The organism is Candidatus Enterococcus moelleringii (assembly GCF_017377575.1).
In the GTDB taxonomy this organism is placed as follows: domain Bacteria; phylum Bacillota; class Bacilli; order Lactobacillales; family Enterococcaceae; genus Enterococcus_A; species Enterococcus_A moelleringii.
The window spans coordinates 1-12,993 of the sequence record NZ_JAFREM010000026.1 but is presented as its reverse complement, the minus strand read 5'-3'; the positions used below and the strand labels follow the sequence as shown (position 1 = coordinate 12,993).

Below are 12,993 nucleotides of genomic sequence, written 5' to 3'. Positions count from 1 at the left end.
GAATTTTTGAAGGGAAGTTTTGAAATGATTTATTTTGATAATAGTGCGACCACCAGTATTTTTCCCCAAGCACTTGATACATATGTAAAAACTAGTCAACGAATTATCGGCAATCCCTCCAGTCTTCACGACTTAGGAACCCAGGCACAACGTCTGCTGCAGCAGGCTCGCAAGCAGATTGCTGATTTATTGACTGTTCAGTCTAACGAGATTTATTTTACCAGCGGCGGAACTGAAGGCGACAACTGGGTAATCAAAGGGACGGCTTTAGCGAAAAAAGAGTTCGGCAATCATTTGATTATTTCCAGTGTCGAGCATCCGGCAGTTAGTCGGGCGGCCCATCAGCTGGAAGCTTTAGGCTTTGAAGTCAGCGTAGCACCGGTAAATGAGCAGGGCTTTGTTGATGTCGAGGAGCTGGCTGCTTTGATTCGTCCAGAGACTATCTTGGTTTCGGTGATGGCCGTCAACAATGAAATGGGTGCCATTCAGCAGATTGGTGCAATCAGCGAGCTATTAACTGCCTATCCGACGATTCACTTCCATGTGGACGCAGTTCAGGCGATCGGCAAGGTAGATCATTCTGTTTGGTTAACCCCACGAGTAGATTTTGCGACCTTTTCGGCGCATAAATTCCATGGTCCGCGGGGCGTCGGTTTCATTTACTGGAAAAGCGGCAAAAAGCTGGATCCGTTGTTAACAGGCGGCGGCCAGGAAAGCGGCCAACGCAGCAGTACTGAAAATGTTCCCGGAATTGTAGCCATGAGTAAGGCATTAAGAATATACATGGAAAAAATTCAGGAACGACCAAACCATACGCAAACGATTCGCAAATATTTAATGGAAGCACTAGCTAGTTACGAAAAGGTCACCGTGTTTTCCGGAGATGAGCAGTTTGCTCCTCATATTTTATGCTTTGGCGTAAAAGGAATTCGCGGTGAGGTGATGGTTCATGCCTTTGAGGAAAAACAAATTTACATCTCAACTACCAGTGCCTGTTCCAGTCGCAAAAAAACGGACAGTTCCACTTTGCAGGCCATGGGTGTACCTCAGGACAAGGCGACAACTGCCGTTCGAGTAAGCTTAGATGAAGCCAACACGATGGCTGAAGCGGAGCAATTCATGATAGTTTTCAATCATTTATACGAGAAATTTGCAAAAATCAGTTCATAATAAAATTTAGACTAACGAGGAGAATGATCGTGCAATATACAGAAATTATGGTTCGTTACGGCGAGCTTTCCACTAAAGGGAAAAACCGCCGCAGCTTCATTATGCAATTGGCCCAAAATGTACGGGGAGCATTGATTGATTTTCCGGCACTTAAGATTCATGCTGATCGTGATCGCATGCATTTGATTTTAAACGGGGAAGACAGCACACAAGTGATTCCTAAATTGAGTAAGGTATTTGGGATCCAAACGTTTTCGCCCAGTATTCAAGTCGACAAAAATCCGGCGGCACTAAAAGCAACCACTGAAGAAATTATGGAAGCTATTTATAGCGGTAAAGAAACCTTCAAGATTACTGCTAAGCGTAGTGATCATTCCTTTGAAATGGACAGCCATGAGATTCAACAATTTCTAGGCAATGCGGTTGTGGATCGTTTCCCAGATATCAAGGTTCAAATGAAGCGTCCTGATATTAATTTGCGAGTAGAAATTCGCCGCGACAGTGCGTACTTGTCTTTTGAAACCATCAAGGGTGCCAGCGGCTTGCCAGTTGGGACGAGTGGCAAAGGCATGCTGATGCTTTCTGGCGGGATTGATTCGCCGGTAGCTGGCTACTTGGCCATGAAGCGGGGAGTAGAAATAGAAGCAGTCCATTTTGCCAGCCCCCCTTATACGAGTGAACAATCGCTGCAAAAGGCGAAAGACTTAACGGAAAAATTAACGCCGTATGTGGGCAGTATTCAATTTATCGAAGTGCCTTTTACGGAAATTCAAGAAGAAATTAAACAGCATACACCGCAAGGCTATTGGATGACCTTAACTCGCCGGATGATGCTGCGAATTACCGATGCGATTCGCGAGATGCGTCATGGCTTAGTAATTATCAACGGTGAATCCTTAGGCCAGGTGGCTTCTCAAACTTTGCACAGCATGGTAGCCATCAATGAAGTAACCACTACACCGATTATTCGTCCAGTGGTAACCATGGATAAAACGGAAATCATCGAACTGGCGGAAAAAATCGACACCTTTGAGTTGGCGATTCAGCCCTTTGAAGACTGCTGTACGATTTTTGCACCGCCACAACCAAAAACCCGTCCGAAAATGGACAAAGTGTTGGAATTGGAAAAACGCTTGGACATCGAAGGAATGATGGAACGTTGCTTAGCTGGCTTAAAGGTTGAAGCTATTTCAGCCGCCCAAAGCCAAGCCCAAGTCGAAGAATTTGCTGATTTACTATAGTAACTAAAAAAATAGGTGATTCCTTTCTGTAGCAGAGAGGGATCACCTTTTTTTGTTTAAGAGAGTTGGTTGGCTGCGATTTCTCGTTTGATGTATTCGTCAAAAGTGGTTGGCTGTCTTCCTAATAACCAAGTCAATACATTGGCATTGCCGGCGATACCGTAGTCGCCGTAGGTTTTCGACAGTTCCTGGAAGGTTTTAACAAAATAGCTGTCGTATTTGGCTGTAGGGAAATAGTTAATAATGGTTTCTACCGGAATTTGCTGACAAACTGCTTCTCGTCCAGTCAGTTGATTGAATTTTTCTACCATATCATCCGGAGACAAGAAATCAGTGCCTACTAATTCATACGTGGCGTTGGCATGAGTAGTTTCCGTTAGCACTTTAGCAGCTACCTCGGCCACGTCCACGACATCTACGTAACTTAATTTCGTTGTTTTGGTGTAGAAGCATTGGTAAGCGTTGGTGGACCAAACCATTGGGACTGAAAAATTATGCATGTAATGCATTGGCTGCAGGATTGTATAGTTCAAATGATCAGACAATCCTTTGTAAACTAGCTGTTCTTCGGCCTTCAATTTTTGGGTATGCTGAGGCAATGTTGACATGTTAGGATGTGTGACTGTCATCATGACGAATTGCTGAATGCCGGCATTTACTGCTTCGTTAACAAACCGCTTGGCAATCTCTGCTTCATCGTAAATAAACATTGGCGGAATATAAAGGACCTTGTCACATCCATCTAAGGCTTTTTTCACATCGTCAACTGACCGACCATCGCCAACTATCGTTTCGGCGACACCCAATTCCTTTAGCTCTTCCACTTTAGGATTAATATCAAAGGCGCGAATGTCTAATCCATGTTTTACCAGCTGGGTCACCATTTGCCGACCGACCCCGCCAGCTGCTGCTGTTACTAAAATCATTTGTAGTTCCTCCTTTTTGTTATGGGAATTGCTCCCGAATACCTGATAGTTGCGCTATAATCGAAAATAAGAGGTGAAGACCATCATGAAAATCGAATATCTCCAATCATTTGTTACCTTATCTAATACGCTAAATTATACAAAAGCTGCTGAAAGTTTATATATTACCCAGCCAACCTTAAGCCGCCACATTCAACTGCTGGAAGCTGAGCTGGAGTGTACCTTAGTCGCTCGCAATACCCGCCAAGTCCAGTTGACGGATGAAGGTAAAATTTTCCTGAATTATGCCACTAATATGATATTTGACTTTAATCGGGCTACCCGCCAATTGAAGGAGCGCCATCAGCAACCTGCTTATCAACTAACGATCGGTTTTCTGCGTGGTGGAACCGACGCCTATTTATTGCCGCTGCTTCAAGAATTCACCCAAGCGCATCCAGAAATTGCCTTGGAATTACAGGATGGCACTCACGAAGAACTCGTAACCGAGCTTCGAGGAGGAAAGCACGATTTATGTATGACTATGGCAACAACGCTGATCGGTGTTGAGAAAATCCAGCTGCAGGCAGTAAATGAGCTAGCGCTGGTTCTGGTTGTGCCAGAGAATCATCCTTTAGCTGAACGAAAAACAGTTGCTTTCGCTGACTTTGCCGATGAACCTTATCTGTGTGTGAAGCAGCAGCAAACCAAAGCCTGGTATGACTACGTAATCAGCTTGTTTTTAAGTCAGGGCTATTATCCGCAAGTGTATGACAGCTGCTCCAGTGTGAAAATCTTGTTGATGCAGATTGCGTTAGGCAAGGGCATCAGTGTGTTAACCGAAGGCTGCCGAAGCTCAGCACCGGAAAATGTTCGCTTGATTCCGATAGAACATGCCCCAGCGATCCAAACGGTTTTTGGTTATCGTGAGGATAATGACAATCCCAGTCTGAAATTGTTTATTGATTGGTTGGAAGAGTATCTTTGTTAATTCAAGTATAGTCGGAGTAATAATCATTGTGAAATAGAGAACAAGGTTGATTTATGCAAGTTCTGTATAAGCGGAACTGATTAACGCCCCACAAGAGTCTATACAGTATCTAAAAAGGACAAAAAAACGTCCATTTGAGAAATTTTGCCCTTTCGTACTTAAACTCAAGCTACAATAAAGAAAAGTCAGAAAGGGTGATTAGATGCAAAAGCTATCGATCTCTGAACAGTTTTTTCTATTAGCAATGACCAATCGGGGGACCATGAGCTCCATGAATGAATATGCCAAACCAGGTCTGCTGATGGCCAGCTTATTGGATTTCAATAATGCTGGAGTCATCGTGATGGAAAAGAAAAAATTTCAGGTTGTGAAGGAGCAGCTTCCCGCTGAACTGGCACATTTGGAAGGATTCTATAATAGAATCAGCCATCTGCGAACCAAGTCGTTGAGTATGTTAGGGGCATCCTCCTTTGAAAAAGAATTAAAGGGAATTGTTTCAAGTATCAGAGAAGAAATGGTGGAGCAAGGCTGTATTCAGACATCCGTTGCTACGGGCTTTTTACAAAAAGAAAAAGTTGAATACCAAGTAAAACAATCAGTAATTGACGAGCTTATTGAGGCACTGAAGCTTGAAATGAAAAAGCGGCAGCCAGCAGTTGAAACGATCGCTCTGGCAATTCTTTTACAAAAGCCCGCCTAACGAATAAATATTTGTCGCTGCAGGAGCAAGCAGAATTGAAAAAAGCGTTAAAGCAGTTTAGAAAATCAGATGTATCTAAGCAGACAAAACGGATGTTTGACGATATTGACACGATGTTAGTAATGATTGCCGCAACAATTATCAGCTAAAACCTTCAGCACTTTAGGCAGGAAAGATCATAGGTGAACAATAGTAGGCGATTTAGTAAAATAATCAGCTGAATCCCAGTAATAAAGCAGGAAAGAATCCGCTCTTTCTTGCTTTTTGCATTGTATCCAATGATTATTCATGTTAGAATAAATATGTGAAAATATTAACAAAGGAGATCTACTATGGATCGCTTAATCGAAAAACCAAAACTATCAAAGGCTACGACTAAGCGCTTGTCGCTGTATTTGCGTTGCCTAAAAGAATTGCATAAGGAAGGCGTCCAACGAATAAAATCCTCGGAATTTAGTCAACTGACCCATGTCGGCTCTGCGACGATCCGCCGGGATTTTTCTCAGCTGGGGGAACTGGGCCGCAGCGGCTATGGCTATGATGTCAGCTATCTGATCAGCGTCTTCAGCAGTATTTTAGACACGATTGAAGAAAAGCGGATTGCCTTGATCGGCTGCGGGAACTTGGGACAAGCTTTGGTGAATAATAACTTCCGCCGTAATGACAATCTTAATATCGTTTGTGCTTTTGACACGGATCCTGAGAAAATCGGCTCCGTTTTTAATGGTGTCGAAGTTTACAGCATGGATCGCTTGGATGAAATTTTACCCAAAGAAAAAGTAACTGTCGCAATTTCGACGGTTCCTAGCCAGTATTCCCAGGCTGCGATGGAAAGTGTCGTGAAAAATGGTGTGACGGCAATTTTGAGCTTTGCACCGGATCCAATTAAAGTGCCGGAAGGGATAACGGTTCATTACATTGATTTGACCACCGAGCTGCAAACCTTGATTTATTTTGATGAGCTGGCGCAGTCCCGGCGAGGGTAGGGCTTTACAAGTTGTGCGCTTCATTGTACAATGACTCATACGAAGATCAAGAGGAGTACGATTTTTTTCCTGTGATAGAGAGAGAATGAGCGGTGGAACATTCTTACAGTAAGAATCGGAAGGTAGCTTGGGAGTATTGCTTTTTGAAACAAGTAGGAAAGCACGAGTCATGACCGTTAACTCATGTTTAAGAGGCAGAAAATTTTTCTGCAATTTAGGTGGTACCGCGTATATTACGTCCTAAAACACATTCGTGTTTTAGGACTTTTTTTATTTTACTGCCACAACTAAGTACATACAATCAAGGAGGAAATGCAATGCCTGAAAATTTAGCAACAAAGTTCAACCCGCAAGAAGTTGAAGCGGGTCGTTATCAAAAATGGCTGGATGAAGATTTATTCAAACCATCGGAAGACAAAGAAGCCAAACCTTATTCAATCGTTATTCCACCCCCAAATGTTACCGGGAAACTTCACCTAGGACATGCGTGGGATACGACGCTGCAAGATATGATTATTCGCCAAAAACGGATGCAAGGCTTTGATACTTTATGGCTGCCGGGAATGGACCATGCGGGGATTGCAACTCAAGCAAAGGTTGAAGAAAAACTGCGGGAGCAAGGAATCACCCGCTATGATCTTGGTCGCGAAAAATTTGTCGATCAAGTCTGGGAATGGAAAGAAGAATACGCGGGTCACATCCGGGAACAATGGAGCAAGCTGGGCTTGTCTTTAGATTACAAACGGGAACGTTTTACCTTGGATGATGGTCTGTCTGATGCCGTTCGCAAGGTCTTCGTCAAATTATACGAAAAAGATTTAATCTACCGTGGTGAATACATCATTAACTGGGACCCGCAAGCTAAAACAGCTTTATCTGATATCGAAGTTATCCATAAAGATGTGGAAGGGGCCTTCTATCATTTGTCTTATCCATTGGCTGACGGCAGCGGTGCGTTAGAATTAGCAACGACTCGTCCGGAAACCATGTTGGGCGATACAGCGGTGGCGGTTCATCCAGAAGATGAGCGTTACCAAGACTTTATCGGAAAAACCGTTATTTTGCCATTGATGGATAAAGAAATTCCGGTTATTGCGGATGAATACGTGGATCGCGAATTTGGAACTGGTGTAGTAAAAATTACTCCTGCCCATGACCCAAATGACTTTGAAGTCGGCAATCGTCATGATTTACCACGTGTAAATGTGATGAATGATGATGGCAGCATGAATGATTTAGCTGGCAAATATGCCGGCATGGATCGTTTTGCCGCTCGTAAAGCCATTGTCAGCGACTTAAAAGAAATCGGCCGTTTAATCAAAATCGAAAAAATGGTCCACAGTGTAGGACATTCGGAACGTACCGGTGTCGTAGTTGAACCACGCTTGTCGACGCAATGGTTCGTTAAAATGAAACCTTTAGCTGACCAAGCGATTCAAAATCAAGATACCGATGATGCGGTGAATTTCTTCCCGCCCCGGTTTAACCAGACTTTCTTAAGCTGGATGGATAACGTACATGACTGGGTAATTTCTCGTCAATTATGGTGGGGCCATCGCATCCCAGCTTGGTACAACAAACAAACTGGAGAAATGTATGTTGGCATGGAAGCACCCGCGGATGCAGAAAACTGGGAACAAGATCCCGATGTCTTGGACACTTGGTTCAGTTCCGCGCTATGGCCATTTTCAACAATGGGCTGGCCAGATACCGACAGCGAAGATTTCAAACGCTACTTCCCAACCAACACACTAGTGACTGGTTATGACATTATTTTCTTCTGGGTTAGTCGCATGATTTTCCAAAGCTTGGAATTCACCGGCGAACGTCCTTTTGAAAATGTTTTGATTCACGGCTTGATTCGTGACGAACAAGGGCGCAAAATGAGTAAATCACTAGGCAATGGGATTGATCCGATGGATGTCATTGATCAATACGGGGCCGATGCTTTACGCTGGTTCCTATCAACAGGTTCAGCACCTGGCCAAGACGTGCGTTTCAGCTATGAAAAAATGGACGCAGCCTGGAACTTCATTAACAAAATCTGGAATGCTTCCCGTTTTGTTATCATGAACATTGAAGGCTTTACGCTGGAAGACATTGATTTAACTGGCGAAAAAACCGTAGCCGATCGTTGGATTTTGACTCGTTTGAATGAAACGACGGAGAAAGTAACCAAATTGTTCGATCAATTTGAATTCGGTGAAGCGGGTCGTCAGCTGTACAACTTTATGTGGGATGATTTCTGTGACTGGTACATCGAAATGAGTAAAGAAATTCTTTACGGTGAAGATGAAGCAGCTAAGAAAACAACGAAGAGCATCTTGATTCATGTGTTGGATCAAACATTGCGTCTGTTGCACCCAATTATGCCGTTTGTAACGGAAACCATTTGGGAAAAAATCCCTCATGAAGGTCAATCTTTAGTGGTAGCTGAATACCCAACGGTGCAAGCTGCTTACAATGACGAAACTGCGGCAAAAGGAATGGAAGTATTGAAGGAACTGATTCGTTCGGTCCGTAACATCCGTTCAGAAGTGAATACACCATTGTCCAAACCAATTACCTTGCTGATTAAAACCAGCGATCCAGCTGTGAATGCTTTCTTGGTGGAAAATACCAGCTACATCGAGCGCTTCTGTAACCCAGAAGAATTGGTGATCGACAGTGAAATTACGGCACCAGATTTAGCTATGTCGGCCGTTCTAACCGGGGCTGAAATTTATCTGCCATTAGCTGGCTTAATTAACATCGAAGAAGAAATTCAACGCTTGGAAAAAGAATTGGCTAAATGGACCGGCGAAGTCAAACGTGTTCAAGGTAAATTAGCCAACGAACGTTTTGTCGCTAATGCTCCTGACAAAGTGGTTGAAGAAGAACGTGCCAAAGAAAAAGATTATTTAGAAAAACAAGCTGCCGTTAGTGAACGGATTGAAAGCTTGCGGACGATTCAATAATATGGAGAGTGGCTAGTCGAAAAGACTGGTCACTTTTTCTTTAACCATTAGGAAACTCTGGTATACTAGAATCGAGTGCTAGTCCAATTCTAAAAAAGAATAAAGGGTGATAAGTAGTGACAATTGAAGAGGCCATCGACTGGATTCACAGTCGCAAAAAATTTGGCTCACGACCTGGCTTGGAACGCGTTCAAGCCTTATTAAATAAAGCGGGAAATCCCGAAAAAAAGATGCCAGTCATTCATATAGCGGGAACTAACGGCAAAGGGTCAACAGTGGCTTACTTGCGAAGTTTTTTAGCAGCAGCCGGCTTGACGGTAGGTAGTTTTACTTCACCGTATATTGAAGAATTTAACGAACGAATTGCCATAAACGGCAAACCGATTGCCGATGAGGAACTGATTGCTTGGGTTGAACGTTATCAGCCGCTAGTGGAGGAGTTGGATCAGGACCCGGAAATTAATGGTATTACTGAATTTGAAGTCTTGACCTCGTTGGCTTTGGACTTTTTCCTAGAACAAAAGGTGGATATCGCCATTGTTGAGGTAGGTTTAGGCGGTTTATTGGATTCTACCAATGTCGTTCAACCAATGTTAACAGCCATTACCACTATCGGTTACGATCACACCGATATTTTAGGCGAGACCTTACCGGAAATTGCTCAGCAAAAAGCCGGCATCATCAAAAAAGATATTCCAGTAGTAACCGGCAATATCTCGGCTGAGGCGTTAAGCGTTATCAAAGCAAAAGCTGAAAGTGAACAAGCACCGCTTTATCAATATGGCAAGGATTATCAAGTGGAGTACCTGCAGCCAGACGGCAGTTGGGGCGAACGCTTCGACTATACTTCCGACACCGGTCGCTTAAGCAAACTAAAAATCAGCTTACTGGGTCAGCATCAGATTGAAAATGCGGGGATTGCCATTAAGCTGTATCAAGTATACTGCCAGCTTAATCACCTGCCTTTTGATGAGAAAGCCGTCAGATCAGGCTTGTTTGCGGCACAATGGCCTGCTCGTATGGAAAAAATCAGTGATGAACCGTTAGTTATTTTGGACGGTGCTCACAATGATCATGCGATTATCCGCTTAGTGGATAATATGAAGCGGGAATTTAAAGGGTATAATATCCATATTTTATTTTCTGCACTAGAAACTAAAGATATCGACAGCATGTTAAAGGATTTGCGTAAGATTCCTCATGCCCATCTTTATGTCACGACCTTTGATTATCCGAAATCGTTAAATCTTAGTCGTTTTGACGATCAGGAAACCGAGCGCTTTTCAGTGGTTTCGCTATGGCAATTTGGCTTAGCTGAAATTTTAGAAGCAATGGATGACAGTGATTTACTTTTAGTTACCGGCTCTTTGTACTTTGTTTCTGAAGTACGTCAATTATTATTAAATGTGGGAGGAAACGATGAAAGAAATTAAGGGAGTAATTTTCGACATGGATGGTTTGCTGTTTGATAGCGAGGCCATCTATTATCAAGCGCAGCAGACGGCAGCGGACAATCATGGTATTCCATTCGATAAGGATTTGTATCGGGAATACATTGGGGTTGCTGATGAGGAAGCTTGGGTGAGCATGCACGAACGCTTTGCTGAGCATGGCAAAGAAACGGTTCAGAAATTTATTGATGACAGTTGGAAGGATGCCCATCAAACCTTCCGTTCTGGCGAAGTGGATTTGAAACCGGGAGTCCGTGAATTGCTGCAGTTTTTAGATGAACAGGGGATTCCTAAAGTAGTGGCTTCCAGCAATGTTCGGCCAATTATTGAGATTTTATTGGAGCACGCCGGGATTCGTGATCAATTTCAAGTGATTGTTTCAGCAGAAGATGTCACCTTGGCAAAACCTGATCCTGAGATTTTCAACATCGCTCGGGAACATTTAGGAACGGCAGCAGAGGAGACTTTAGTGTTGGAAGATGCACAGCACGGAGTCATGGCAGCTATCAGTGCCGGTATCCCAGTGATCATGGTGCCGGACATGATTCAGCCAACCGAAGAGCTGGCAAAACAGACAGCGGCTGTATTACCAAATTTATTTGAAGTAATTACCTATATTCAAGAATAATTTTGACTTCTTTGCGTATCTTATATAAAAGACGCAAAGGAGTTTTTTTATATGGAAAAATCATTGTTATTGCAGGAATTGCCGGAAAGTTCATGGCCACGAGAACGTTTGTTGAAAGAAGGGGAGAAGCATTTGACCGATCAAGAATTGCTGGCGATCATTTTACGCAATGGTACACGCTCGCAGCATGTAATGGACTTAGCGGGTTTGATCTTGAAAGAAGTACCCACGTTATATGATTTGAAGCAGCTGACGATTGAGGAATTGATGCAATTTAAAGGGATCGGCAAAACCAAGGCCATTGAACTAAAGGCGGTGATGGAATTTGGTGCTCGTATTCATCGCTCTACCCAGCCGAAGCTAGGAAAAGTCAGCTCCAGCTTTGCTTTAGGCAATCACTTGATAGAGGAGCTGAAGGGTCTGCAGCAGGAGCATCTGATTGCAATGTTTTTAAATACGAAAAATGAAATCATTCAGCAAAAGACGATTTTTGTGGGTTCATTGAATCAGTCAATTGCTCATCCGCGAGAAATTTTTCGCGAAGCTGTTCGTGTCAGTGCAGCACGGATAGCCCTTGCCCATAACCACCCCAGCGGGAATCCACAGCCGTCTCGTAATGATTTAGACTTTACTTCACGGGTTAGAAAGTGCGGTGAAATGATGGGAATTGAGGTATTGGATCACATTATTGTGGGTGAAAATGAATACATCAGTTTGCGTGAGGAAAATTACTGGGACTAGCCAAATGACAACCCTTGCATATTTTATAAGACAAATGGTAAACTATTTATGTAATTTTGTTTGTTGGAGTTGAAACATTTGTATCACCCCGATCGTACGAGCAACGTTACAATTCATATGTGCTTTTCGCACGAGGAGGAAAAGATTCATGGAAAACGGAACAGTAAAATGGTTTAACGCAGAAAAAGGATTTGGCTTTGTTACTCGCGAAGATGGCAGCGATGTATTCGTACATTTCTCAGCTATTCAAGGCGACGGCTTCAAAACTCTTGAAGAAGGTCAAGCTGTAACATTTGATGTTGAAGAAAGCGACCGCGGACCTCAAGCTACAAATGTAGTTAAACAATAATTCTGAATCCGAAAAGTCCTAGAACGCATTGTTCTAGGACTTTTTTTGGAAAGAAAATATAAGTGATTCACAATTAGGAAGCTTATGAAACCAATGTCAACGGTGTCTGGATTCACAAACTAGCTTGATCAAAATTTTTGTCTTGTTGCTTCAAAGCTGAGCGAGTTTGCTTAGCTTTTTTTACTAATTACTAGGGAAAATGGGTCGTCGTTTGTTGGCATATTTGAAAAATGCCTCAAACTTCCATTATAACTCAAAAAGCAGGCAAAAAAATTTCCAAAAATGTACCCGTTTTTGGGTCAAAAAATGGAAATTTTTAATTGAACCTTATAACGACGCGGATAATCGAGGTTATTTTTTTCAAATTTCTTGTTAAAAAAATTTTGGTTGTTGACAATAGTCTAATTTTTCCCTACTCTGTAATCGTGATATCACAATCTCATAAAAATGATTACAAACTAGAAGGAGGCAAGCAAAAATTGCAAAACAATACGATAAATTTTAAAAATGTCTTTCAACTCAAACGCGCTACTTTAGAATCTCGCATCGGTAAATTTTATGATGATACGCACGATGCAAAGGCTACCATCAAATATTTAGTCGCTCTGCAAATTCGCGACGAATTAAGCACGGAGGATTTCAGCTTCGTATTAAGCGAATTAGTCCGCCATATTTTTTTAAAAACCAAGGCAACTCGCGCTCTGCGCCGCTATTATTATTTATTTCTAGATTATTTTACCGCCAAGGAATGGAAGCACTTAACCTCCCGTCTCTTTACCGTCAAACGCTTTGTCACTGAAAAACTGACCCAACTAATGGACCTGATCGAAGAAGTCCGTCCCGAAGCATTTGCTGTACCTTGACGAGACAGAAA

12 protein-coding genes and 1 other annotated feature are annotated in these 12,993 nt (G+C 42.7%); of the genes, 11 read left to right on the top strand and 1 reads right to left on the bottom strand.

The features are described 5' to 3' along the window. The first annotated feature begins 24 nt into the window (after positions 1-24). The gene (locus JZO70_RS16165) at positions 25-1,170 is read left to right on the top strand and encodes a cysteine desulfurase family protein (RefSeq protein WP_207674711.1); all 1,146 of its coding nucleotides are present in this window, start codon (positions 25-27) and stop codon (positions 1,168-1,170) included. A gap of 29 nt (positions 1,171-1,199) precedes the next feature. Beyond that, complete coding sequence (gene thiI, locus JZO70_RS16160; protein ID WP_207674710.1) at positions 1,200-2,411, top strand: tRNA uracil 4-sulfurtransferase ThiI; 1,212 nt, start codon at positions 1,200-1,202, stop codon at positions 2,409-2,411. A 56-nt stretch (positions 2,412-2,467) separates the two neighbouring features. On the opposite strand, the gene JZO70_RS16155 is transcribed toward thiI, so the two are convergent. Then, entirely contained in the window at positions 2,468-3,337 is an 870-nt protein-coding gene (locus JZO70_RS16155) for an NmrA family NAD(P)-binding protein (RefSeq protein ID WP_207674709.1), read from the bottom strand. An 85-nt stretch (positions 3,338-3,422) separates the two neighbouring features. On the opposite strand from JZO70_RS16155, the gene JZO70_RS16150 reads away from it, so the two are divergent. The 9 genes from JZO70_RS16150 (at position 3,423) to JZO70_RS16110 (ending at position 12,982) form a co-directional block, all read left to right on the top strand. Further along, a complete protein-coding gene (locus JZO70_RS16150; RefSeq protein WP_207674708.1) occupies positions 3,423-4,307 on the top strand; it encodes a LysR family transcriptional regulator in 885 nt (294 codons plus the stop codon). Between the two features lie 202 nt (positions 4,308-4,509). After that, on the top strand, positions 4,510-5,007 hold the full coding sequence (locus JZO70_RS16145; RefSeq protein ID WP_207674707.1) for a GPP34 family phosphoprotein: 498 nt from the start codon (positions 4,510-4,512) through the stop codon (positions 5,005-5,007). Positions 5,008-5,339: 332 nt separating this feature from the next. After that, entirely contained in the window at positions 5,340-5,993 is a 654-nt protein-coding gene (locus JZO70_RS16140; protein WP_207674706.1) for a redox-sensing transcriptional repressor Rex, read from the top strand. A 33-nt stretch (positions 5,994-6,026) separates the two neighbouring features. Next, positions 6,027-6,239, top strand: a binding site (T-box leader). A 71-nt stretch (positions 6,240-6,310) separates the two neighbouring features. Beyond that, positions 6,311-8,950, top strand: a complete 2,640-nt coding sequence (locus JZO70_RS16135) for a valine--tRNA ligase (RefSeq protein WP_207674705.1) — start codon at positions 6,311-6,313, stop codon at positions 8,948-8,950. Positions 8,951-9,066: 116 nt separating this feature from the next. Continuing rightward, on the top strand, positions 9,067-10,383 hold the full coding sequence (locus tag JZO70_RS16130) for a Mur ligase family protein (protein WP_207674704.1): 1,317 nt from the start codon (positions 9,067-9,069) through the stop codon (positions 10,381-10,383). Beyond that, positions 10,370-11,029, top strand: a complete 660-nt coding sequence (locus JZO70_RS16125; RefSeq protein WP_207674703.1) for an HAD family hydrolase — start codon at positions 10,370-10,372, stop codon at positions 11,027-11,029. Before JZO70_RS16130 ends, JZO70_RS16125 begins: the two co-directional genes overlap by 14 nt. A gap of 51 nt (positions 11,030-11,080) precedes the next feature. Beyond that, positions 11,081-11,770 (top strand): RadC family protein, encoded by a 690-nt coding sequence (gene radC, locus JZO70_RS16120; protein ID WP_207674702.1) that lies wholly within the window; start codon positions 11,081-11,083, stop codon positions 11,768-11,770. Positions 11,771-11,918: 148 nt separating this feature from the next. Beyond that, the gene (locus JZO70_RS16115) at positions 11,919-12,119 is read left to right on the top strand and encodes a cold-shock protein (RefSeq protein WP_207674701.1); all 201 of its coding nucleotides are present in this window, start codon (positions 11,919-11,921) and stop codon (positions 12,117-12,119) included. A gap of 479 nt (positions 12,120-12,598) precedes the next feature. Further along, positions 12,599-12,982, top strand: coding sequence for a hypothetical protein (locus JZO70_RS16110; protein WP_207674700.1), 384 nt, complete (start codon positions 12,599-12,601; stop codon positions 12,980-12,982). Positions 12,983-12,993 lie beyond the last annotated feature (11 nt).